The sequence below is a fragment of the Companilactobacillus heilongjiangensis genome (assembly GCF_000831645.3).
GTDB classification, from domain to species: domain Bacteria; phylum Bacillota; class Bacilli; order Lactobacillales; family Lactobacillaceae; genus Companilactobacillus; species Companilactobacillus heilongjiangensis.
Genome location: NZ_CP012559.1, coordinates 1589144 through 1614047, shown reverse-complemented (window position 1 = coordinate 1614047; position 24904 = coordinate 1589144). Strand labels below are relative to the sequence as shown.

The following is a 24904-nucleotide window of genomic DNA, read 5'->3' as shown; positions in this document are numbered from 1 at the left end:
TGTCAGTAAATATAGTAAACAGTGGAGGTGGCGTTAAGGCTTCAGCCTTTACACCACAGGGCGACTTTGGAGACTTGCCGAACTATGGCAAGGCTTCAAATCGAGGTACGAGACCTTGGCTCGGACCGGTCCTCACTGGGGACTATATTTACTGACAACCGGAGACGGCACATATATATATAAACAAGAGCAAAAAAAATAACGCTGGAATTTACCAACGTTATTGATTGTTTATTAAATTATTTCTTTGCTGATGAAGTTGATGAAACGTAACCTGAAAGAACATCCTTCAAGTCGCTATCTTTAATAGATACATCAGCCTTCTTCAAGACTTTAGAGATAACCTTTTGCATAACAGTTGAATCTTGCATCCATGAAGCATATAGCTTAGATTTAAGTTCTGCTGTGTGATCGCTCATCTTACCCTTAGCAGGTTTCTTAACAAGTTTGATAACACTGTAACCGTAGCTTGTCTTAACAGGTGTATCTGAGTAGTCGCCGACTTTAGCTAACTTGTATGCAGCTGTCTTAAAGTCAGTATCGATGCTTGTTGTATCGTTATCAAAGGCAGCCATCTTACCACCTTTGTCTTTTGTAGCTGAGTCAGTTGAGTATTCCTTAGCTAACTTGGCGAAGTCTTCACCGTTTTGAAGTTTTGTAATAACTTCTTTAGCAGTGTCTTCTTTACTTACAAGAATTTGTGCAACTTGAATCTTAGGTTGGTAACTCTTCCATTCCTTCTTAAGATCTGCATTTGAAACTGTCTTGTTCTTCTTCAAAGCAACCTTTGTTAGAAGGTTAGTACGAATGTTCTTCTTGAATTGAGCAGTTGTCATACCATTTTGTTGAAGAATAGAGCTGAATGATGAACCATATTGACTCTTGTACTTGTTGTATTCACTGTTTACTTGCTTTGTGGATACATCCTTACCATATTGGTCTTCAAGGGCTTTTGTGATGATCATTGTTTGAAGTGTTTGTTTACCTGACGAAGAACTCTTCATTTCTTTGTAGTATTCGTCTTGGGTAATTCTTCCACCCTTTAGAGTAGCAACAGTCTTGTTACTTGAACAACCAGCAGCAACAACTGTAATCATAAATAGACCGGCGATAGCCAAGATCCATTTAGTTAATCGTTTATTCATCTTTACACATCCTTAATTAATATGTCTACAATTGAAAAGACTACCATAAAAAATAGTGAATAGTTTATCATTTTAGGAAAAAATCACAAAAAATTCATATTTGGCACTAATTTTTCTTGAGGTTATCAAGGTTCTCTTGCATATCGTGGATTGAACTTTGCAATTCTTCGATATCTGGCTTGATACTTTCGGAATATTTGGAAAGGTCACTTTGAATGCCAGAGAGAACTTCGGGAACTACGGCTGAATTTTTTTGGAGATCAGCTAATATATCTTTAAAATCTTTTATATTCTGAAATAACTTGGTATCATTGATACTAGGTGTGGTGTCTTTTGATTGGAACAACTGTACGGCAACGCCAGAAATTGTTCCAACTACGAATCCAGCAAAGAATTTCATATTAGTCCTCCAAGTTTTGTTTAATCTTGTCGGCACGTGCTTGTAGTTCTTCATTACTTACTAGACCGGTGTTATCTCCCCAGTGCATTGAGAAATCATCGTCTTTTGAATAGCGGGGCACTAGGTGGATGTGTGAGTGCATAACACTTTGATAAGCAATCTCACCATTGTTTTGGCAGATGTTCATACCGATAATGTCAGTATTTGAAGCTTTAATAGCACGAGCAATCATAGGGACCTTCTTGAAAACACGTTCAGCTAAATCTTCGTCATAGGCAAAGATATCTTGAACATGTTTCTTAGGTACTACAAGCGTGTGACCTGGGGTAACTTGAGAAATATCAAAGAATGCCTTGATGTCATCGTCCTCATAGATTGTTGTACTAGGAATTTCATTGTTGATTATTTTGCAAAAGATGCAATCATCCATAGAAAAATCTCCTTTCAAAAAACAGCATTATATTTACTATAATGCTATCATATTAACATTATTAAAAACAGATATAGGTGGTTTTAACCATGACTTTAGAAGTAAAAGAGCTGACCGGTGGATACGGTCAAGTATCAGTTTTGAAGAAAGAAACATTTAGTGTTGAAAGTGGGCAAGTCGTCGGACTAATTGGTTTGAATGGTGCTGGTAAATCAACAACCATCAAACATATTATTGGTTTGTTAACACCACGTGGCGGCCAAATTCTGATTGATGGAATCAGCTTGCACGATGATGTGGAAAAGTATCGAAAGAAGATTGCTTATGTTCCCGAAATGCCAATCCTTTATCCAGAACTTACATTAAAGGAACATATCAACTTAACGATAATGGCTTACGACTTGGATCACGATAAAACTTGGGAGAACGCTAATAAGTTGTTGAAGACTTTTAGACTCGACAATAAGTTGGATTGGTTCCCACAGAATTTCTCTAAGGGTATGAAACAAAAGGTTATGATTGTCTGTGCCTTTATGACCGATGCCAGTTTGTTCATTATCGATGAGCCATTTACAGGTCTTGATCCCTTGGCTGTTAACGATTTGTTAAATATTGTTGAAGCTAAGAAAAAAGCAGGGTGTTCAGTTTTGATGTCAACTCACGTTCTTGCTACGGTTCAAAATCATGCTGACAAGTTTGTCTTGATTAACCATGGTCAAGTACGTGCTGATGGTACGCTTGATCAATTGAAAGCTAAGTTTGATATGAAATCAGATGCCAATCTTGATGATATTTATATCAAGATGTCAAACGAGGATCTCTAATGTCAGAACTTTGGAATGAACGATTAAGAAGACATCAACTTAATCAATTCAAATATCTCAGATTGATCTTCAATGATAATTTTGTGTTGGCCTTTATTGTTTTAATTGGTGCTTTGGGATTTTGGTATTCTAATTTGTTGGGTACGATTCACCAAACATTAACATTTGGTAAGCCAATCGTTATTGTATTGCTATTCTTAGCAGTTCAAGTCGGTGGAATTGCCACTTTGCTTGAAGAGCCAGACAGCACGTTCTTATTAGTTAAGGAAAAAGATTTCTATAAGTACTTTAAATCAGCTAAGAATTATAGTAGCTTTTTACCTATTGTGACTTTGGCACTAGTCAATTTTCTATTGTCAGCTTTTGCTTCTCGTGGAGCAGGGTTAAAGATAATTGATATCGTGGTAATTGCAGTTGGTTTGATTGTTTATAAGTTAGCTTTTTTGAACGTTAATTTGATGGAAATATATGGTCGAGCACATTTTGGCAATGTTAGTATGCGTTTGGCTTCAAATATTTTGTTAGTGGTAGCTTTGGCGGTTTCAACATACTTATTCAGTTGGACAATGTTAATTGTTGCCGTAATTTACTACGTTTTCTTGAATGCTCAGGTGCGGACTTTGGAAACTAGTGGTCAATTGCAGTGGAAGTTAGCGATTGAGACTGAAGATCAACGCATGTTTCGTATCAAACGATTCTATAATTTATTTACTGACGTTCCCGGCGTTAACAGCAAAATCAAACGTCGCAAGTGGTTGGATGGCTTATTAACACCAATCAAACCGGTTTCTGGCAATACATACTTGTATCTTTTTGCTAGAGGATTCATCAGAAATAACGAATATATTGGCTTGTTTTTACGTTTGACAGTGATTCAAGCTATCATGTTGGCATTGATTGACAATTTCTATATCTCATTAATAGTAGAAATGCTCTTTATTTATTTGGTTGGTTTCCAATTGAAGCCTTACTTTAAAGAGGTCATGCAAAACTTGATGCAACGGCTTTACCCAATCAGCGGCAAGACGAAGATTGCTGATTTTACTAAATTAAGTACGACAATTTTGTCAGTTCAATGGATTATCAGTGCATTGGCAATTATTTACAAATTTGGGATGAGTATGAATAGCTTGATTATCATTGTTGCTGGATTAGCAGTCTTGATTTTCGTCAACTATTTCTACATGCCAAGACAATTGAAAAAATATCTAGATTAATGGAGAGAATTAATATTTATGCGATTAAGAAATAAGCCTTGGGCTAAAGATATGATCAATGACAACCTTGATATGATTGCCATTCAACCTGAAAACATGCAAGGCAAGTGGCAAGACCGTTTTGCTAAAAAACAACCTTTATTTATCGAAGTTGGTTCTGGTAAAGGTAGATTTATCACGGAATTGGCCAAACAAAACCCTCAAAATAACTACATTGCGATGGAAGTTCAAGAAGGGGCCATTGCTTTGGTACTAAAAAAGCAAGTTGAGTTAAAATTACCCAACTTGCAATTGTTGCTAGCTAATGGTGCTGATTTATCTGAATACTTTGCTGAAAGTGAAGTGGACGGAGTTTACTTGAACTTTTCTGATCCATGGCCAAAGACACGTCACGAAAAACGCCGTTTGACTTACAAATCATTCTTGAAGCGATACCAATACATTTTAAAAGATGATGGTTACTTGCAATTCAAGACCGATAACCAAGGATTGTTTGAATACTCATTGATCAGTATGAACAACTACGGAATGAAATTCGATGAAATCTCTTTGGACTTGCATAACAATGAGGGTCTAAATTCAAATAACATCGAAACTGAGTATGAAGAAAAGTTCTCAAAAAAAGGCTTCAGGATTAATTACCTGAAAGCCCAATTTAAAAATTAATTTTTATTTGATTACTGTACTTTTTTAATGTTTAATAGTTCACCTGTAATAGCGTCGGCGATGAAGTGATATTGGGCAACGTCGAATTCGTCCATAGTGGTTACGCCACCGACGATTCCCCAAGTTGCACGACCATTGACGTCAACTCTTTGGTAAAATGGTTCAACCCATGAACCGATTACTTTGCTATCTTCGCCCAAAACGGACTTAACTTTATTGATAATTTTCTCGCTATCTAGATGGTGTTTTACTAAGACTGTAGCGGCTGCAGATGCAGCAAGTACAGTACCAGCAACGATTAATGAACGGATACCTTTTTTACTCATAAAAATCACTCCTTGATTTCGATTTACTGATATATTACCACTATTATATATCAATCTAATACCCAAGAGCACTTAATTGACCGTTTAACAAATAAAAAGTATCTTATTGGAGAGGTGAAATATTATGAAGACATTTGAAGACTATGGCGTAAAAGACTGGCACGAAGTAACTAAAGAAGGCAAACACATTCTATTTTTCCATGCCGACTGGTGCCCAGACTGCAAATTTATCGAACCTAAATTGCCAGAGCTAGAACAAGAGTATTCTGATTTCAACTGGATCAGTTTCAACCGTGATGATAATATGGAAATTGCTCAAGAATTAGGCATTATGGGAATTCCTAGCTTTGTTATTATTGAAAATGGCAAAGAAATTGGTAGACTAGTAAATAAAGATCGAAAAACGAAACAAGAAGTTGAGACCTTTATTAACGGCGTGATTAACAAATAGAACACTAAAAGTACTAGTTAAATATCCCGTCTACAGAGCTGGGAAATATTCTCAAGCTGTGCGGAACGGTTCGAGCCAAAAAGCGGGTCTCGAACCACGGCACACAAATATTTCCCAGCTCTTCCGACTAATTTATTGTTAGTATTTAAATGTAAAAGGTATTTGTTTATGTTGGTTTTAAATACTTTTAATGGATTGGTAATCGGTATCTGAGTAAATAGTACATATTTTTGAATATGTCATGTCTAGAGCTGAGAAATATTTCTCAGCTCTTTCGACTGGTTATGGTTATTTTTAATTGATTTGGTGTAAAATTTGAAATGTTGGTTTTTAAGTATGCATTCAAACATGGTGAATAAATATTCCTATAATCAGTTTATTAGTATCAGAACCAACTAGTCGGAAAATCTGATAGTATTTACTCGCAGTGGAAGTGGCGTTAGAGCTTTAGCTCTTACACCACCGGACGTGTTTGGATACTTGCGTTTCTTGCAAGGATTCAAACCGAGGTTCGAGACCGAACTTTGGCTCGGGCCGTTCCGCACAGCAGGGGAATACTAGCAGATTTGGAGACGGCATATTTATAAACACTGCATGTTAATTAAAAAATAATTTAATCAAGTGAGGGAAAAAACTTGCTATTAAGCTTTTATAATCCAGATGTTTTAGGGGACGTCTTATTAGTTGAGACAGCGGAAGATGTTGCAGCTCAAGAGACAACTCAAAAAGACAATGTAGTACGTATTTTTAACACAGAAAATGATGCTCTAATCGGTTTCAACATTTTTGGACTTGGTGAAGAACTAGGTATCCAAAATGAATCTGGTCAAGTATTTCTTGACGACAAGCAAGTAGACATTTTAAATAGTGCCATTGCTAAAGCCGGTTTTTCTGATAAATTAGTGACTGACAATAGTCCTAAATTCGTTATTGGACATGTTGAAGAAATGAAGGAACACCCTGATTCAGATCATTTGCATATTACACAGACTGATGTTGGTTTGGACAAACCAGTTCAAATCGTTTGTGGTGCCCCAAATATTGATCAAGGTCAATTAGTTGTTGTTGCTTTGCCCGGTGCGGTAATGCCAACAGGAGCCGAAATCTGGCCTGGTGAATTACGTGGTGTCGACAGTTTTGGTATGATTTGTTCTGCTAGGGAACTTGGTATTCCTAATGCACCACAAAAACGTGGTATCCTTGTACTTGATAATGGTACAGCTGGCCAAGCATTTGATTTTGAAGCAGCAAAGAATTTGTTCGATTAGGAGTTATTATGGAAAATACAGTCTATCATTTTGTTGGAATTAAAGGTACTGGTATGAGTGCTTTAGCACTTATTTTGAAGGACCTCGGATATGAAGTTCAAGGATCAGATATTGATAAATATACATTTACTCAACGTGGTCTTGAACAAGCAGGCATTAAAATCTTACCTTTCGATGCAGATAACATTCACGAAGGTTTGACTATCGTTAAAGGAAACGCTTTTAGTGATGACCAAGTAGAAATTAAAAAAGCTAATGATATGCATTTATCAGTTATTACATATCCTGAATTAGTTGGTAAATTAGTTGACGGTTATACATCAATCGGTATCGCTGGTTCACATGGTAAGACAAGTACAACTGGACTTTTGGCACATACTTTAAGTGGTATTGCTAAGACTTCATACTTGATCGGTGATGGTACTGGTAAAGGTATCAAAGACGCTAAGTTCTTCGTTTTTGAAGCTGATGAATATCGTCGTCACTTCTTAGCTTACTCACCAGATTACTTAATCATTACTAATATCGACTTTGATCACCCCGATTATTTCTTCGGTGGAATCAACGATGTTGTTGATGCATTTGAGTCAGAAGCTAGAAAGACTAAGAAGGGTATCTTCATCTGGGGTGAAGATGCACATGCTAAGACTATCAAAGCTGATGCTCCAATTTACACATATGGTTTGAACGAATCTGACTATATCCGTGCTACAAATATCAAACGTACTGTTAAAGGTTCATCATTCGATGTAACTATTAATGGCGAAGATATTGGTAATTTCCAAGTTCCATTGTTCGGTGAACACAATGTTCTTAATTCACTTGCTGTCATCGGAGTCGGTCACATGGAAAAACTTGACCATGCTTTGATCAACCGTGAATTACAAACATTCAGTGGTGTTAAGAGACGTTTCAGTGAAAAGAAAGTTGCTGATCAGGTTATCATTGATGACTATGCTCACCATCCACAAGAAATCAAAGCTACGATTGATGCTGCTAGACAAAAATATCCTGACAAAAAGATTGTTGCTGTCTTCCAACCACATACTTATACAAGAACTCTTGCCTTGATGGACGACTTTGCTAAGTCACTTGATTTGGCAGATGAAGTTTACTTGACTAACATCTTCGGTTCAATTCGTGAAGCCCACGGTGATATTACAAGTAAAGATCTTGGCGACAAGATTCATAAGGGTGGACAAGTTATTACACTTGATGACCTATCACCATTATTGGATTATCACAATACTGTGATGATTTTCATGGGTGCTGGAGATGTTCAAAAGTATGAAACTGCTTATGAACAATTATTAAGCACTTTGAATCCTAATCAACAATAAAAAAATATAACCAGCTATCTTATATGATGGCTGGTTATTTATTTATATATATATATTGCCGCCGGAGGGGACGAGTGATAAAGCCCGCTATGCGACCGGTTCGAGCCAAGGTCTCGAACCTCGATTTTGAACTCCGAGAAAATCGCTCGAATTTCAAAATACGTCGGTGTTGTAATGGCTAAAGCCATAACAACACTTGCACAGCAGGTCTTTATTACTCGTCCCCTCCGGCTAGAGTATTTTTGAATTCATAGGTATTTGTTGTTAAATATAATGTATGTTGATAATTTATTACAAATATTTGCATCAATTCTAATTTAGTATTGAAAAATAAGCTAAGTATAAAAATATCTGAAAATTCATGCATACAATTTATAACAATTGATTAGTCGGAAGAGCTGGGAAATATTTGTGTGCCGTGGTAGTGGTATAAGTACGAGAGAACCTCTCGTACTTATACCACCGGGCGTGTTTGGAGACTTGACGGGATTTGTCAAGGCTTCAAACCGAGGTTCGAGACCGTACTTTGGCTCGGACCGTTCCGCACGGCTTGAGAATATTTCCCAGCTCTGGAGACGGAATATTTAAAGTAACTTAAGGAATACTGATGCGATAATAACTGAAGCTACTGATACTGTCGCAAAGCCACCGACTAACATCTTTGGTAGGATTGATTCGGTTAGATAGGCTTCTTCGTCGTTACTTTGAGCGACTGTTTGGCAAATTTCAGTTGTTAAAATGAAGTCGGCTGGGAATCCGAATAGGGCTGTTAATGAACAAGCGAAGGCCATTTCACGGCTCATTCCAAATGGTTTTGCGAGGATGAATGAAGCCACGAACATTCCCAAGATTCCTAGTAGAATTAAGACGATAATTTGAACGATGATTTTTCCAATAATGGCTGGTGTTGTTAAGCTTAATTGTGCAAAAATGTAAGATAACAAGCCATACATTAGCCAGTTGAATACTTTGGCTTTGTCTAAGGCATTGGTTTCGATGAATCCTAATTGGTGGGCGATAACACCGAAGATTAAGCAGAGAACGTTAGCGTTGACTGCTCCATGCGTTAGGCTTGCTATCCAGTTACCAAGTAGGGCGATTAAGGCAACTCTGGTGATGATGAAAACTGGGGTTTGAAATTGATCTGGTAATTTTAGCATTCGTTTAGTTGATGATTCAGACATGTTATGTTTTTTAATAATTTTGGCGACCTCGGAATTGGGGTCGTCTTTTTCGTTGTGATATTTAACTGATAGACGTTTGCCTTCTTTACGTAGCAAGACGGCGGTTAGTGGATAGCCAATCATTGAGTGCATGATAAACATTGAAACTGGCAAAGCTACTAGTGACGTGATTCCGGCAGCTTTCAAGCCATCGGTCATTAACAAAGCGGCAACGATACCACCGGTTAATGGAGGGACGGCAGCGACGACTGTTTTCCAATTGAAGAAAAATGATCCAATAACAAGTGTGAAAAGTAGGGTTCCGGAAACTCCCAAGAGGGCGATACAGACGGCTTTCCACTGATTAGCTAATTCTTTCAAATCCATCAGACTACCCATTTGAACTAGCAAAAGAGACATGGCAACACTGACGAATTGAGGAGTATATGAAGCTTGGGTGACGATATTTTTTGGCAAAATGGTCCAAAAACCAATGGCGAAAAGAACCGCAGTAATAAAAATCGATGGGACGAAAGCTCGAGTGGCGGCAGAGGCCCATTCACCAATTAATATGAAAATCATGACGACTGTAAAAGATAATAGATAAGTCATATTTCTACCTCCTCAAATTTAGTGAGAATGTTTTTGAGTACACCGCGAAGTTTGCGACTATCACAGAAATATGGCAATTAATAAAGTAGTTATTAGACAAAAAGTATAATTATACCAAATATAATTTATATATTTTGACCTCAAAACTATTTCAATTTAAACTCAACGAAAGGTTGAAGATTTGCCGTCTCTAGGACTATAAATTTTACCTGTTATGCAGAGAGAGAAGCCTCGAACGACACTCAACCTAAAAAACACTCTAGGAGGCACATTTTCATGCAAACTCTTTATAAAAACTTCAATTTATTCGATGGTGAAACACCACAGATTCAAAAACAGGCTTGGTTTATTGTTGATGATGAGTCAGGGAAGATTGTTAAGTTAGGTTTCAATACAGCTCCTGATGTGGAAAAGGTTGTTGATTTGGAAGGCAAGTATGTCATGCCAGGATTGATCAATTCTCATGTCCATTTGATGATGAATCCTATTACTAACAAGTTGAATTATTTGTCAGAAGCTGAAGTAACTTTCACAGCGTTGAATAACTTAAAAGAAGCTCTTCAAGCTGGCGTAACTTACGTGCGTGATTGCGGATGTGCCTTCGATGTCGATATTAAATTACGTCGTTTGCAAGAAGAAGGACAACTTGGTGGAACGGAAATTGTTGCATCTGGTCGTCCAATGTCAATTACTGGTGGTCACGCTGATTTTACTGAAGGTCTTGATGGTGAAACCACTTGGGGTCATATCGTTGATTCTCCTGATGAAATGCGTCATGCCGTGCGTGAAGAGTTTAAATTAGGTGCTAAAAATATCAAAGTTATGGCAACTGGTGGCGTTATGTCAGCCACTGATAAGATTGATGATACTGAACTTTCGATGGCTGAATTGGATACTGTGGTTGAAGAAGCTCACAATAAACACATGACTGTAGCAGCCCATGCCGAGGGTTCAAAGGGTATTCATAATGCAATTGTCGCGGGAGTTGATTCGATTGAGCATGGTTGCTTGATTACTGATGATGACATTGAATTGATCAAGAAAACAGATATTTACTTAACACCAACTGTTATTGCTACATATTCGATTCCAGCTTATGGTGAAGGTAAATTGCCAGAGTATATGCTTGAAAAAGCCAAAGGTTTCAAAGAACTATTTTATGCTCGTATGAAAGTTGCCATTCCAGCCGGAGTTAAATTATCATTTGGGACAGATGCTGGTACGCCATTCAATAGTTTTAGCGATATTCCTAAGGAACTGGAATTGTTGACAGATGTGGGTGCAACTAATGCCGAAGCTTTACTTTCAGCTACCAAGAATAGCTCCCGTCTTTTAGGAATCGATGACGATTATGGTTCAATCAAAGAAGGTAAAGTGGCTGATTTCTTAGTTCTAGATGCTGATCCGTTAGCTGATGTTAAAGCTGTTCAACAACTTGATAAAGCTGTTTATAAAAAGGGTGTCAAAGTATATTAATATTTTTGCTAGCAATAAAATTTTTAAAATAGTAAAGTATAGTTAATGGTTAGGCTATGACAGAGCAAATTGTCATGGCCTTTTTGTATGAAAAGAGGTAAAACTTTTTGGATAATTCCGTATCTACACGTGTGAAATTGTCAATCCTAGCGGTTGGTTTATTGTCATTTACTGGTATTTTAATTGAAACTTCTATGAATGTTACATTTCCCACTTTGGTGAAGGTTTTAGGAGTCAGTTTGGGAACAGTGCAATGGTTGACAACGGGCTATTTATTGCTGACAACGATTGTTATGAGTACGACGGCGTATGCTTTAAAGAAATTTAATCCGTTGAAAATTTTTATTTTTGCAGTGGCATGTTGTTTTATCGGTTCATTAATTTGCTTGATAGCACCAGATTTTCCAGTTTTGATGGCAGGACGTTTGTTGCAGGCTGTTTCCACTGGTTTATCAACACCATTAATGTTCAACTTGATTTTTGAAGAAATTCCCTCATCGAAGTTAGGTCTTTATACTGGATTGGCTGGTGTCGTAATCTCATTGGCACCAGCTTTAGGACCAACTTATGGTGGTGTAATTAATAGAATTTGGACATGGAGAGAAATCTTTATCGGCGTCTTACCATTGATTGTTTTATTATTTATTATTGGAATTTTAACTATCAGAGGGACTGCTAGAGGCGTGAAAGGTATCTCGTTTGATTACTTTGGCGTATTAGGTTTAGCAATTATTTTTTCAGTTATTCTATTTACATTTGACCAAGCGGGACGTTATGGCTGGACTTCAAGCCAATTCTTACTCTGGGTTTTAGGTTCAATTATAATTGTCGGATTATTTGCTTGGTATAATCATCAAAGCAAGCGCCAATTGATTGATTTTTCCATTTTAAAGCTTCCTGTTTTGCGTTTAAGATTGTTTGGATATTTCAGCCTACAATTCATCAATATCGGTTTATCATTCGTTTTACCGATATTTGCTCAAACAGCGTTGAAATTAGACTCTGCTCAAGCAGGATTAATGTTGTTGCCAGGTTCATTATTGGGAGCAGCGTTTGGCCCAGTTGCTGGCTATATGTATGATAAAAAAGGAGCTTGGTCGCCATTACTGATCAGTGGCTTATTGCTTACCGTGGGTTCCGGATTATTCTGGTTACAAAGTGAAAGCCTAACAATGGTGGCGATAATTTGGATTTACATATTAATTAGAATTGGCTTTAGCATGGGATTTGGAGTCATGCTATCTGACGGAAGCGTTCAAGTTAAGGGACCCAAGAAGTCAGATCAAAATTCACTTTATAGCATGATGCAGCAGTATGCGGGTTCACTTGGTACCAATGTTTTATCAGTTGTAATTACAGCGGTGGCATTGACTAGTGGAACAAATGACGAAGTCTTAAATACAATTGCAGGTGCTAAAATTGACTTTATTATTTTAACTGTTCTATCATTATCAGTATTGATATCAATAATCTATATTTATTTCAGATATGAAAAACAAAATAATTAATCAGAAAGTCTTGATTCGGAAAGAATCTGGACTTTTTTTAACGTTTTAGAAACTGCCGCCGGAGGGCAAGATAGATTTCGTCCGCGGTGAGACCGGTTCGAGCCAAAGTGCGGTCTCGAGCCTCGATTTTGAGCTTTGCAAAAACCGCAAATCTCAAAATACGTCAGTTGTGTAAGAAAGGAAAGTCGCCTTTCCAACACAACTTTCACTGCGGGTGAATCTATCTTGCTCTCCGGCTAATGCATTGAAGAAGTCAGTTCGTATCAATTAAGGATGTAGCTATTGTTTTTAAATTGAATTTTTTTCTAAATGTATAGATGATTCGAAATTGTAATGGATTATTCTGTATTAAAAATAAATTAGTTGGAAGAGATGAGCGTATTCTTATGCAGCGAAAGTGGCGTTATGGCTTTAGCCATTACACCACCGGGCGTGTTGGAGACTTACCGGTCTGTGGTAAGGCTTCAACCGAGGTTCGAGACCGTTCTTTGGCTCGGGCCGTTCCGCGCAGCATATGAATACTCTCATCTCTGGAGACGGATAAACAAATAATAAACACCGCTAATCTGTTACAACACAGCAGTATTTGTTAAAATAGAATTAGTTAATTTCAGTTTTATTGGAGAATATATGTCAAAAAATAAAAAATTACTTTTAATAGATGGAAATAGTGTGTCATTTCGGGCCTTTTTTGCCATGCACAACGTGCTAGACAAGTTTGTCACAGGCGAAGGCATTCATACGAACGCACTTTACGCCTTTAACAACATGTTGGAGTTGGTCTTGAAAGATGAAAAGCCAACTCATGTTTTGGTTGCCTTCGATGCTGGAAAGACTACCTTTAGAACGAAGATGTTTGAGGATTATAAAGGTACTCGTGCCAAGACTCCACAAGAATTGATGGAACAATTGCCATTGATTCAAGAAATGTTGAGTTATCGTGGTATTAAAACTTACGACTTACCCGACTATGAGGCGGATGATATCATCGGAACTATGTCTCGTAAGGCTGAAGCTGATGGCATGGATGTGACGATTATTACCGGAGATCGGGATTTGACTCAGTTAACGACTGATAAAGTTACAGTCAAAGTTAATGTCAAAGGTGTGACAGAAACAGAAGCTTATACACCGGAACATGTTCAAGAAAAGTTAGGTATAACGCCTAAACAAATTATCGATATGAAAGGTTTGATGGGTGATACTTCGGATCATTATCCTGGAGTTGAAAAAGTCGGTGAAAAGACTGCTATCAAGCTAATCAATGAGTACGGCAGTGTTGAAGGCATTTATGAACATGTCGATGAAATGAAGAAAAGCAAGTTAAAAGAGCATTTAATCAATGATAAAGACAAGGCGTTTTTGAGTAAAAAATTAGCTACTATCAATTTGGAAGCACCTGTTGAATTAACAATCGGTGATCTTGAATATCACGGTGATAATCAAGAAGAATTGATTCAGTTTTATCAAAAGATGAATTTCAAGACGTTCCTTGATCGATTGGATGTGCCTCAAGAAGATACTTCTGAAGCTTTGGCAGATATCAAGGTTCAACCTTTGGATGAAGCAGCTATCGCAAAAATAGTTCAAAATACTGAGCCACAAACGTTGATTGTTGAAGGTTTCGGTGAGAATTATCATTTAGCACCAATCGTTGGAATTGCCATTTCTGATGGTAAAAATTATTACGGAACAGCTGATGTTTCAATCCTTGAAAATGCTGACTTGAAGGCCTGGTTATCTGATAAGTCGAAAGAGAAGTATCTCTTTGATAACAAACGGACGATAGCGTTATTGCATCGTTATGGCTGTGATTTGGATGGTATTAGCTTTGATATGTTGTTGGTGGCATACTTGCTTGATACCAATGACAATAAGCAGGATATTGGTTTGGTGGCTAAGAATTATAATCTCAGTTTACCTTCAGAAGAAGAGTTTTATGGCAAAGGCGTTAAGAAGGCTGTTCCCGAAGATACCGATGTTTTGTTGAATTTCTTGGCTCAAAAAGCTCAGATTATCGACAGTTTGAAAGACAAAATGTTGGCTGAATTGAAAGAAAATGATCAAGACAGTCTCTACGATGAGATTGAATTACCATTGTCTATTGTTTTGGCTAATATGGAAATTAAGGGTGTCACGGTTGAAGTTTCAAAATTGAAGGAAATGGAAAACAGTTTTGCGACTCGTTTAGCCGAAATTGAAAAAAAGATTTACCAAGAAGCTGGTAAAGAATTTAACATCAATTCACCTAAACAATTGGGTGTCGTCTTGTTTGAAGACTTGAAGTTGCCAGTTGTTAAGAAAACTAAGACAGGTTATTCAACTTCAGTTGACGTTTTGGAAAAATTGAAAGATAAGTCACCAGTTGTGCAAATGGTTTTGGATTATCGTCAAATTTCAAAGATTCAATCAACTTACGTTGTTGGCTTGCAAAAATTTGTGCAACCTGATAACAAGATTCACACAATTTATTTACAGACTTTGACACAGACTGGACGTTTGTCATCAATAGAACCTAATTTGCAAAATATTCCGATTCGAATTGATGAAGGTAAGCAGATTAGAAAGGCTTTCGTTCCGCAACATGAAGACTGGGAGATTTTCTCTGCCGATTATTCACAAGTTGAATTGCGTGTCTTAGCACACATTTCCGGTGATGAACACATGCAAGAAGCCTTCAAGGAAGATTACGACATCCATGCCCATACGGCTATGAGAATCTTTGGCTTGAACAGTACGGATGAAGTGACACCAAATATGCGTCGTCAAGCTAAGGCTACTAATTTTGGTATCGTTTATGGAATTAGTGATTATGGTTTGTCACAAAATATCGGTATCAGTCGAAAACAAGCGGCGGCTTTTATTGAATCGTATTTTGAACAATATCCTGGCGTTAAGAAATATATGGATGATATTGTTAAATATGCACGAGAGAACGGCTATGTTGAAACAATTATGCACCGTCGTCGTTATTTGCCAGATATTCACTCAAGCAACTTTAATATCAGAAACTTTGCCCAAAGAACGGCGATGAATACACCAATTCAGGGTAGTGCTGCCGATATTATTAAAGTAGCCATGATCAATATGCAAAAGAAACTTAAAGCAGAAAATCTGCAAGCTAATTTATTATTACAAGTACATGATGAAATGATTTTTGAAGCTCCAAAATCTGAAATCAAAACTTTAGAAAAAATAGTACCGAGCGTGATGGACTCAGCTGTCAAACTTGATGTACCTTTGAAAGTTGAAACTGCCCACGGTAAGACTTGGTATGAAGCAAAGTAGGTTAATAATATGCCAGAGATGCCAGAAGTAGAAACTGTTAGACGTGGTTTGATTTCCCAAGTTAAGGGACGAAAAATTACCAATGTCGAGATTCGTTATCAAAATTTGATTACTGGGGATGTTGACCAGTTCAAAGAATTCGTTACAGGAACAACGATTACCGATATTGGCCGTCGTGCGAAGTTTTTGTTGATTCATTTGGATAATGGGTATACGATTATCAGTCACTTACGTATGGAAGGTCGTTACAAAATTTCAGCTGACCCTAGCGCGATTGACAAACATTCACATGCCATTTTTACATTAGATAATGGTCAAAAAATGATTTATAATGATGTTCGAAAATTTGGTCGGATGCAACTGTGGAATACTGACGATTTAGAGAACAATAAGTCGATTCAAAAACTTGGGCCAGAGCCACTTTCAGCTGCGTTTACCTTTAACAATTTGAAGCCTCGTATCATGCGCCATCGCAAGGATATTAAGACTGTCTTATTGGATCAGTCAGTGATGAGCGGTTTGGGAAACATTTATGTTGATGAAGTTTTGTGGAAGGTTAAGATTCACCCTGAAACTCCAGCCGATCATCTGAACGATACCGATATTCAAAATATTATCGAAGTGTCTAATGGAGAAATGGAAAAAGCTATTGCCTCAGGTGGGTCAACGGTTCGTTCATACGTCGATGCAACTGGTCACAAAGGTAATATGCAAAATAGTTTGAAAGTTTACGGTAAGGAAGGGACACCTTGTCCACGTTGTGGAACTGACATTGAAAAAATCAAAGTTGGTGGTCGTGGAACACATTTCTGCCCTAAGTGTCAGGTTATCAAATGAGTAAAATTTACGGACTAACTGGTGGGATTGCTGCCGGTAAATCAACAGTTTTGAAGATGTTTAAGGATCATGGTTTCATAATATTCGATGCTGATTCATTTGCTCGTGAAGTAGTTATTCCCAATTCTATCGGTTTAAAACAGATTGTCGAACAATTTGGGGAACAAGTTTTAAATGCTGATGGAACATTGAATCGAGCTAAATTAGGGTCAATTGTCTTTAGTGACAGTGGTGAATTGGAAAAACTCAATCACATCACACGGCCTTTAATTAAAGAGAAAATTTTACACACGATTGCATTGATTAAGAAATCTACCAGTAAAAGAATCGCAATTTTTGAAATCCAGCTACTATTTGAAGGTGGCTATGAGGATTATTTCGATGGAACTATTAGTCTCTATGAGCGACCAGAAATACAACTGGCTCGACTTATGAAACGAAATAATTTGACTGAAAAGGTTGCCCTTGATCGAATTAATTCTCAAATGTCGATGGACGAGAAGAAGCGCCGTGCTGATTTTGTCATTGATAATTCGGGAGATTTAACGCAACTTAAACAGGAATTTGAAAAGTTAATGTCACAACTTTAAATTGGAAAAGAGGTTGGAATTTTGATTTGTCCACATTGTCATCATGATTCATCAAAAGTTATTGATAGTCGTCCCAGCGATGAAGGACGCGCTATTAGAAGACGCCGTGAATGCGAGAACTGCGGTACCAGATTTACAACATTTGAAAGATTAGAGAAATCACCACTCTTGGTTATCAAGAAGAATGGTAATCGTGAAGAATTCAGTCGCGAGAAGTTGTTACGTGGTATCGTGCGGGCAGCCGAAAAACGTCCAGTTACTATGGACCAAATGAACGATATCGTTGATAAGGTTGAAAATGAAATCAGGGCTAACGGTGAGAGTGAAATTGGTTCACAAATTATCGGTGAGCATGTCATGAAAATTTTAGCCAAGGTTGATGATGTAACTTATATCCGTTTTGCAAGTGTTTATCGTGAATTTAAAGACATGAATAGTTTCATGAAAGAAGTTCAAGAGATGATGGCAAACGGAAATAAAATTGATAAGAAATAAGAGGGATGCCAGTGTCTACAAGTAATTTTGGATCAGAAAAGTTTACACCACTAGTAGGCTATTGGTGTTTGCCCAATGGTCATCTCAATGACGATGACCGCCACGTTTTAACCGATTTATATTTGCCCATTTTAGGAACAGAGGCTTTCAGTCTCTATCTTTTGTTGTGGGAGAAACTGCCTAATAAGGAATTAGTAACTCAACGTAAAAGTCATGCTGAATTATTGAGTCTTTTAGGAATTGATTTGAAACGTTTTTACGAAGCACGCATCAAAGCTGAAGCATTAGGCTTATTGCGGACGTTTGAAAAGAAGGATGACCTTGGCCCATACTACGTGTATCAACTGTTTGAACCATTGTCACCAGATGACTTTTTCAAAGATGATTTGCTAAGTATTTTCTTATATGAACAAGTTAGCGATAGTAAGTATCGTTTATTAGCTGATAAATATGCTCATTCAGACTTGATATTGAATAATTCGCAGGAAATCACCAAAGATTTCTTGGAAGTCTTCCAGTTGAGCAATAGTGATTTGATCAATACGCCTACTGAAGTTAAGAATGCTCAGAATAATTTCACATCAACCGCCAGCGCTCAGAAACCAACTTTGAGTGCTAAGGAAGTTGAACCATTGGATTGGGAACTCATATCTGATCGAATTCAACAGTTGTATCGAATTCATCCGGATAACCTTTTGGAAAACCAAGAGTTGATTCTCAGTTTGCATGCCTTTTATGGCTTAGATGAGATGGTTTTGATTGATTTGATTGGTAAGACTTGTGATATCGTCAATAATAAAATTGATCCAGTTCGTTTGAAACACTCCGTTCAGGACCGTTTTGAAAAGAATGCTAATATTTCAGTTAAGCAGCAGGCTCCGACCGTTGAAGAGGCTCCTAAGGACGCTGAGACAAATTTGAACCGTGCCGACCAGTTGATTTTGCAACAAGCCAAGACGATGACTCCAGCAGATTTTCTGGCAGATCAAAAGCAAAAGAGCGGTGGGTTCGTTGGAACCGTCGAGTCTCGTGCATTGCGTGATATGGCAATGAAGACGTATTTGTCAGCACCAGTTTTGAATATTATGGTTTATTACATTTTGCAGAATTCACCAACGTTAACATCGCCACTGATGGAAACAATGGCTAATGATTGGCAACAAAATAATATTCAAACTCCAGAGCAAGCTTTGAAAAGAATCAATGACTTTCAAACAAAGCCTCGTAATCCAAAGCGTCGTTATAACAACAATAAGAATCGTAAAGTGGAACAGGCAACTGACTGGAGCAAGTACAAGGCAAAGGTTCCAAATAATCAGAACCAACAAAATAGTCACAGCGAAATGCAAGATCGCTTAAACAGACTAAGAAATAAGGATAATTAAGCATGGAAAATTTAGGTAACAGACTGGCAGAATATTTAAATTCAAAAAATTTGACGGAGGATTATCGCCGTCTTCTTAACGGTGCTTTGAAGGATCCAGACGTTCAACAATTTTTGAAGGATAATAGCGATGAAATTAATCCCGATGCTATTTCGACGAGTGCTGCCAGCATTTATGAGTTTTACAATAACAAAAATCATGCCAGTGAATTGTCACGCGACTATTATCCAAAATTGACTGTCAGCAACCACAACATCGAAGTGGCCTATTATCCTAATGAGAGAACTCAAAATCGTGAGAAACGCAATCAGTACGAATCTGGCTTTGTTTTGATGGATATGCCATCTGACATTAGAAGTGCCAAATTGGATGATTACAACGGGGATGGTCGTCAAGATGCACTTGGCAAGTCACTCGATTTTATCGACAACTATTTGAATCAAAAAGGTTTCGTGCCCGGATTGTACTTGGCAGGAGATTTTGGGGTTGGTAAAACTTATTTGCTTGGTGCGATTGCCAATGAATTATTCAAGCATGACGTTCACACGACAATGATGCATTTTCCAACTTTTGCGGTTGAAATGAAAAATTCAATTGGATCAAATACTGTTTTGGCAAAAGTTAATAAAGTTAAAGGTGCTGAGATTCTCATGCTCGATGATATTGGAGCTGACTCCATGTCCAGTTGGATTCGAGATGAAGTTTTGGGAGTTATTTTGCAGTACCGTATGCAAGAAAACTTGCCAACGTTCTTTTCATCAAACTTTTCAATGAAAGAGTTGGAAAAACACCTTTCTATCAACCAACGAGGCGAAGAAGAACCTGTTAAAGCCAAGCGTATCATGGAGCGGGTTAAGTACTTATCGCGTGAAGTTATTGTGACTGGTCAAAACAGAAGATTTGAAAAATAACTTGCAATATTTAAAAATAAATGTTTCAATAAAGCCATGAAAGATAACACTTCGGTTCTATTCAGGGAGGGTACGATTACTGAAAGCTTACCCATTACTGGAGTTACCACTTTCACATAAAACTGTATAATGGTTGGTTACGTTATAACCAAATGAGTGAAAACTGTTATTTGTTATACAGTTTTAAAGTGGGTGGAACCGCGTATAAAATACGTCCCTGAAGTATGTGCATATTTAAATATATGGATATACTTCAGGGACGTATTTTTTTGTTATCAAATTTTAGGAGGAAAATAGTCAATGTCAAAAATCAAGTTAACATTCCCAGATGATTCAGTTAAGGAGTTTGACGAAGGCACTACAACCTTAGACGTTGCTAAGTCAATTAGCACATCACTAGGCAAAAAAGCTGTTGCTGGTAAATTAAACGACACTTTAGTTGATCTTGAAAGTCCAATCAAGCAAGATGCTAAGATTGAAATTATTTCAGCTGAAGATAAAGAAGATGCACAAAAGGTTCTAAGAAACACTGCTGCTTTAGTATTCTCTGCTGCAGCTAAGAGTTTCAAGGAAGACCTTCACTTCGGTGAAAAACAAGCTAACGATGATGGTTTTTACGTTGATACTGATAGCAAATCAGGCCAAATCAGTGTTGATGAACTAAAAGAAATCACAGCTTTGATGAACAAGATTATCAAGAACAACGATAAGATTGAAAGATCAATGATGGATAAGAAAGATCTTGAAGCAATGTTCAAGGACGATCCATACAAGTTGTCATTGGTTGATGCTATCGAATCAGTTCAAATTCCTGTATACACATTAGATGGATTTGTTGACTTCGGTTATGATGCCGTACTTAACAACCTTAAATCTTTGAAACACTTCGAATTACTTTCAGTTGCCGGTGCTTATTGGCAAGGTAAGTCAAGTAACCCAATGTTACAAAGAATTTATGGTACAGCCTTTTACAAGGAAGATGGCTTAAAAGCTGATCTTAAACGTCGTGCCGAAATTAAAGAACGTGACCACAGAACAATTGGCCGTGACCTTGACCTATTCTTCGTTGACCCAGAAGTTGGTGCCGGACTTCCATACTGGATGCCAAATGGTGCTACAATCCGTCGTGTTATTGAAAGATATATCATCGACAAGGAAGTTGCTTGGGGTTACCAACATGTTTACACACCAATCCTTATGAACTTGAATGCATATAAGACTTCAGGTCACTGGGAACACTACCGTGAAGACATGTTCCCACCAATGGACATGGGTGATGGCGAAATGCTTGAACTACGTCCTATGAACTGTCCTTCACATATCCAAATTTACAACCACCACAACCGTTCATACAGAGATCTACCTCTACGTATCGCTGAACTGGGTATGATGCACAGATACGAAAAATCAGGTGCTTTGTCAGGACTACAACGTGTTCGTGAAATGACACTTAATGATGGTCACACATTCGTTGCTCTTGACCAAATTCAAGAAGAATTCAAACGTACACTACAATTGATGGTTGAAGTTTACAAAGACTTTGATATCAACGATTACACATTCCGTCTAAGTTACCGTGACCCAGCAAATACTGCTAAGTACTTCGATGATGATGAAATGTGGAACAAGTCACAATCAATGCTTAAAGGTGCTATGGATGATCTTGGTCTTAAGTACTACGAAGCTGAAGGTGAAGCCGCATTCTACGGTCCAAAGCTTGATGTTCAAACAAAGACAGCTCTAGGTAATGAAGAAACATTGTCAACAATCCAATTAGACTTTATGCAACCAGAGAAGTTCCAACTAACATACGTTGGTGCTGATGGACAAGATCACAGACCAGTTATGATTCACCGTGGTATCGTTTCAACTATGGAAAGATTTATTGCTTACCTAATTGAAATTTATAAAGGTGCCTTCCCAACATGGTTAGCTCCAAAACAAGTACGTATTATTCCTGTTAACCAAAAACTTCACTCAGACTACGCAAACGAAATTCTTGCAGAACTACGTGCTAAGAACATCCGTGCCGAAGTTGATGACCGTGATGAAAAGATGGGTTACAAGATTCGTGATTCACAAACAATGAAGATTCCATATACAGTTGTTGTTGGTGATGACGAAACAAAGAACGCCACAGTTTCAGTTAGAAAATATGGTGAAGAAGATTCAGAATCAGAAAACGCTAAGATGTTCGTTGACAGTGTCGTTGCCGATATTGCTAACTACAGTCGTAAAGACGTTACTGATAAAGACTAGTAGAGAGTGGAGACAGGGCGGTCAGCTCCCGAGCATTTTCGTATTTAAGTGAATTGCACGCTGGGTTTGCGTGTGATTTGCTTAAATATGAAAAGCGGAAGGAGTTGCCCTGTCGGAATTCGTTTTAGAGCCACTGCCTATATAAAAAAACGATTTAAACTAAAACTCGAAGCAATCATTTCAGATTGTTTCGAGTTTTTAATTTCCAATATAAAAGGTGCCAAAGAATCCAAATATTACATCCAACTTGCATTTGTGCTTATAATAGATATGGTTTGAGTGAAATCAAAGAAGGCATAAATAATATTATGGATGAAAAAAGTAATAATTTAATAAAAATCTTGGGTGCCGCATATAACAACCAAGCAATCAAAAATAATTCTGAATTAAAAAAGGTAGTAGAGGAATGTGCACGTCCATTAATGGGGAACAATGACGACAAAGTATATTTTGAAGTTATCGCCAAGCTATCTCACAGTGTTGTCAATTACTACAAGACTAGTCGTGAAACCGTCCCAGAAGAAATCAGAGCCATCTATGAACAAATTCAGAAGGATGTACCAGCCAAAAGTGTTGTCGGCAAAAGACTACGCAGACAATTCAAAGACGACAAATTAGCATCAATTCTCTAATAAGTTTCTTCCTATATAAAAGGATCTTTTAATTTTAGGTCCTTTTTTTCGTCTTTAACAAACTTGATTTGAGCCTTGATAATATTTTTAGAGTCAGGGGATGCATACCGATTAATTTTGACATCAATTTCTTTCAGATTCTCAGTTAAGAGCCGTTGTTGTATTAAAACGTTTTGCTTATGTTGTTGTAACATCTGTTTACGTTGATCAATTGTTTTGGTTCCTTGCATACATAATCCAATATAAGTTTGAATATCTTTAATTGGCATACCAGTGTTTTTCAGACAGCAGATAGTTTTGATAAATCCAAAATCTGATTCTGAGAAAACTCGATATCCAGCTTTATTTTTGGAAACGAAAGGCAAGAGTCCCTTCTTATCGTAATAGCGAATAGTTGAAATAGGTAAGTTGAAGTAATCGGCGACTTCTTTAATCGTGTATGTTTTTTTCATAAAAATGCTCCTTAAAAGTGTTGCACTAAACCATGGTTTAGGGTTTAAAGTGATAATAATATTAGAAATGCAACATGGCAAGGAGCACATTTATGAAAAAAGTATTAGTGACTGGTGGCACGGGATTTGTAGGTTTGCAAGTTATTCTACAATTATTAAATAAAGGCTACGACGTAAGAACTACCATTCGAAAGGAAAGTGGCCAGAAAAGAATACTAAAGGTTTTACAAGCTAATGATGCTAAAAATCTTTCAAAACTATCATTTATCAAAGCAGATCTATCAAGTGACGATAATTGGATTGAAGCAATGCAGGATTGCGATGGAGTCTTCAGCGTTGCCTCACCAGTATTTTTCGATAAACCCAAGAATGAATTGGATGCGATTCGCCCGGCTTTAGATGGAACAATGCGTATTCTAAAGGCGGCTAATGAAAGTGGCGTTAAACGAGTAGTAATGACTTCGAACTTTGGAGCGGTTGGTTTTAGTAAAAAGTCAGGCGTAACCACCGAAGACGATTGGACAGATGAGAATCAACCAGGATTATCTATTTATGAGAAATCGAAACTTTTGGCAGAGAAAGCAGCTTGGAATTACGCGAATAAGTCAGATGTCAATTTGGAACTAGTGACAGTCAATCCAGTAGCAATCTTCGGTTCAGCGTTAAATGCTCATGTGTCCGGAAGTTTCGACCTTTTGAAAAATTTGTTATCAGGCAAAGTGAGTTGGATTCCCAATTTACCACTAAATGTAGTTGATGTGAGAGATGTAGCAGATATTCAAATCAGAGCAATGGAAACACCAGAAGCAGCCGGACAAAGATTTATTGCCTCAGCGGACGGTCAAATTTCAATGCGAGAAATTGTATCATTAATTCAGCAAAGACGTCCACAAGTAGCAAGCAAGGTGAGTTCCAAGAAGTTACCGGACTGGATAATGAATATTGCGGCATTATTTAACGAAACTGCTAAAGAAGGAAAATTGATGAAGAGTATGAATCGCAATGTCAGCAATCAAAAAGCTAAAAGAATTTTAGGTTGGGAACCATTGTCTAATAATGAAACAACAGTATTGAGTGCAGTAGATAGTTTGATTAAATATAATGAATTCTAAAAGGTTTTGAACTAATGAGTTAAACTAGAGTGATAAACAAGCCGGAGGGCGTAAGAAAATATAGTCCAGCAGTGAAGGTGGCGTTATTGCTTTAGCAATTACACCACGGACGACTTT

Annotated in this window: 23 protein-coding genes; 17 read left to right on the top strand and 6 right to left on the bottom strand. The window is 37.5% G+C overall.

Annotated features, from left to right (window positions below):
• Positions 1–239: 239 nt before the first annotated feature.
• The 3 genes from JP39_RS07385 to JP39_RS07375 form a co-directional block, all read right to left on the bottom strand.
• The gene (locus JP39_RS07385; protein ID WP_041499519.1) at positions 240–1145 is read right to left on the bottom strand and encodes a peptidylprolyl isomerase PrsA; all 906 of its coding nucleotides are present in this window, start codon (positions 1143–1145) and stop codon (positions 240–242) included.
• Positions 1146–1251: 106 nt separating this feature from the next.
• A complete protein-coding gene (locus JP39_RS07380) occupies positions 1252–1545 on the bottom strand; it encodes a hypothetical protein (protein ID WP_041499520.1) in 294 nt (97 codons plus the stop codon).
• A 1-nt stretch (position 1546) separates the two neighbouring features.
• A complete protein-coding gene (locus JP39_RS07375; protein ID WP_041499521.1) occupies positions 1547–1975 on the bottom strand; it encodes an HIT family protein in 429 nt (142 codons plus the stop codon).
• Positions 1976–2064: 89 nt separating this feature from the next.
• On the opposite strand from JP39_RS07375, the gene JP39_RS07370 reads away from it, so the two are divergent.
• The 3 genes from JP39_RS07370 to trmB are packed head-to-tail and all read left to right on the top strand — an operon-like array spanning position 2065 to position 4682.
• Positions 2065–2799, top strand: a complete 735-nt coding sequence (locus JP39_RS07370; RefSeq protein WP_041499522.1) for an ABC transporter ATP-binding protein — start codon at positions 2065–2067, stop codon at positions 2797–2799.
• Positions 2799–4016: an ABC transporter permease gene (locus JP39_RS07365; RefSeq protein ID WP_041499523.1), complete on the top strand. Its 1218-nt coding sequence runs from the start codon at positions 2799–2801 to the stop codon at positions 4014–4016. The genes JP39_RS07370 and JP39_RS07365 overlap by 1 nt, the downstream gene beginning before the upstream one ends.
• Before the next feature lie 18 nt (positions 4017–4034).
• The gene (gene trmB, locus JP39_RS07360; protein WP_041499524.1) at positions 4035–4682 is read left to right on the top strand and encodes a tRNA (guanosine(46)-N7)-methyltransferase TrmB; all 648 of its coding nucleotides are present in this window, start codon (positions 4035–4037) and stop codon (positions 4680–4682) included.
• A gap of 11 nt (positions 4683–4693) precedes the next feature.
• Here the strand turns inward: trmB and JP39_RS07355 are convergent, their stop codons facing one another.
• Entirely contained in the window at positions 4694–5008 is a 315-nt protein-coding gene (locus tag JP39_RS07355; RefSeq protein WP_053856738.1) for a hypothetical protein, read from the bottom strand.
• Positions 5009–5132: 124 nt separating this feature from the next.
• Here JP39_RS07355 and JP39_RS07350 point away from each other — a divergent pair, with 124 nt between their 5' ends.
• The 3 genes from JP39_RS07350 (at position 5133) to murC (ending at position 8067) form a co-directional block, all read left to right on the top strand.
• Positions 5133–5459: a thioredoxin family protein gene (locus tag JP39_RS07350; protein WP_041499527.1), complete on the top strand. Its 327-nt coding sequence runs from the start codon at positions 5133–5135 to the stop codon at positions 5457–5459.
• A 635-nt stretch (positions 5460–6094) separates the two neighbouring features.
• Positions 6095–6727, top strand: coding sequence for a YtpR family tRNA-binding protein (gene ytpR / locus JP39_RS07345; protein ID WP_041499528.1), 633 nt, complete (start codon positions 6095–6097; stop codon positions 6725–6727).
• Positions 6728–6735: 8 nt separating this feature from the next.
• On the top strand, positions 6736–8067 hold the full coding sequence (gene murC, locus JP39_RS07340) for a UDP-N-acetylmuramate--L-alanine ligase (protein WP_041499529.1): 1332 nt from the start codon (positions 6736–6738) through the stop codon (positions 8065–8067).
• Between the two features lie 584 nt (positions 8068–8651).
• Here the strand turns inward: murC and JP39_RS07335 are convergent.
• Positions 8652–9842: a hypothetical protein gene (locus JP39_RS07335; RefSeq protein ID WP_041499530.1), complete on the bottom strand. Its 1191-nt coding sequence runs from the start codon at positions 9840–9842 to the stop codon at positions 8652–8654.
• A gap of 276 nt (positions 9843–10118) precedes the next feature.
• Here JP39_RS07335 and JP39_RS07330 point away from each other — a divergent pair, with 276 nt between their 5' ends.
• From JP39_RS07330 to JP39_RS07285, 10 genes are all read left to right on the top strand, one after another.
• On the top strand, positions 10119–11318 hold the full coding sequence (locus JP39_RS07330; protein WP_041499531.1) for a metal-dependent hydrolase family protein: 1200 nt from the start codon (positions 10119–10121) through the stop codon (positions 11316–11318).
• A 107-nt stretch (positions 11319–11425) separates the two neighbouring features.
• Positions 11426–12826, top strand: coding sequence for an MFS transporter (locus JP39_RS07325; RefSeq protein ID WP_041499532.1), 1401 nt, complete (start codon positions 11426–11428; stop codon positions 12824–12826).
• 630 nt (positions 12827–13456) lie between these two features.
• Complete coding sequence (gene polA / locus JP39_RS07320) at positions 13457–16114, top strand: DNA polymerase I (RefSeq protein WP_041499533.1); 2658 nt, start codon at positions 13457–13459, stop codon at positions 16112–16114.
• Positions 16115–16123: 9 nt separating this feature from the next.
• Complete coding sequence (gene mutM / locus JP39_RS07315) at positions 16124–16951, top strand: DNA-formamidopyrimidine glycosylase (protein ID WP_041499535.1); 828 nt, start codon at positions 16124–16126, stop codon at positions 16949–16951.
• Complete coding sequence (coaE, locus tag JP39_RS07310; protein ID WP_041499536.1) at positions 16948–17541, top strand: dephospho-CoA kinase; 594 nt, start codon at positions 16948–16950, stop codon at positions 17539–17541. The genes mutM and coaE overlap by 4 nt, the downstream gene beginning before the upstream one ends.
• Before the next feature lie 21 nt (positions 17542–17562).
• A complete protein-coding gene (gene nrdR, locus JP39_RS07305) occupies positions 17563–18036 on the top strand; it encodes a transcriptional regulator NrdR (protein ID WP_041499537.1) in 474 nt (157 codons plus the stop codon).
• Between the two features lie 11 nt (positions 18037–18047).
• The gene (locus JP39_RS07300; protein WP_048698888.1) at positions 18048–19421 is read left to right on the top strand and encodes a DnaD domain protein; all 1374 of its coding nucleotides are present in this window, start codon (positions 18048–18050) and stop codon (positions 19419–19421) included.
• A gap of 2 nt (positions 19422–19423) precedes the next feature.
• Complete coding sequence (gene dnaI, locus JP39_RS07295) at positions 19424–20332, top strand: primosomal protein DnaI (RefSeq protein WP_041499539.1); 909 nt, start codon at positions 19424–19426, stop codon at positions 20330–20332.
• Between the two features lie 300 nt (positions 20333–20632).
• Positions 20633–22591 carry a threonine--tRNA ligase gene (thrS, locus tag JP39_RS07290; protein WP_041499540.1) on the top strand — a complete coding sequence of 653 codons (1959 nt, stop codon included), beginning with the start codon at positions 20633–20635 and terminating at the stop codon, positions 22589–22591.
• A gap of 308 nt (positions 22592–22899) precedes the next feature.
• A complete protein-coding gene (locus tag JP39_RS07285) occupies positions 22900–23223 on the top strand; it encodes a bacteriocin immunity family protein (RefSeq protein ID WP_041499541.1) in 324 nt (107 codons plus the stop codon).
• 11 nt (positions 23224–23234) lie between these two features.
• Here JP39_RS07285 and JP39_RS07280 read toward each other — a convergent pair whose 3' ends face one another.
• Positions 23235–23675: a MerR family transcriptional regulator gene (locus tag JP39_RS07280; protein WP_041499542.1), complete on the bottom strand. Its 441-nt coding sequence runs from the start codon at positions 23673–23675 to the stop codon at positions 23235–23237.
• Between the two features lie 92 nt (positions 23676–23767).
• On the opposite strand from JP39_RS07280, the gene JP39_RS07275 reads away from it, so the two are divergent.
• Complete coding sequence (locus JP39_RS07275; RefSeq protein WP_041499544.1) at positions 23768–24787, top strand: SDR family oxidoreductase; 1020 nt, start codon at positions 23768–23770, stop codon at positions 24785–24787.
• Positions 24788–24904 lie beyond the last annotated feature (117 nt).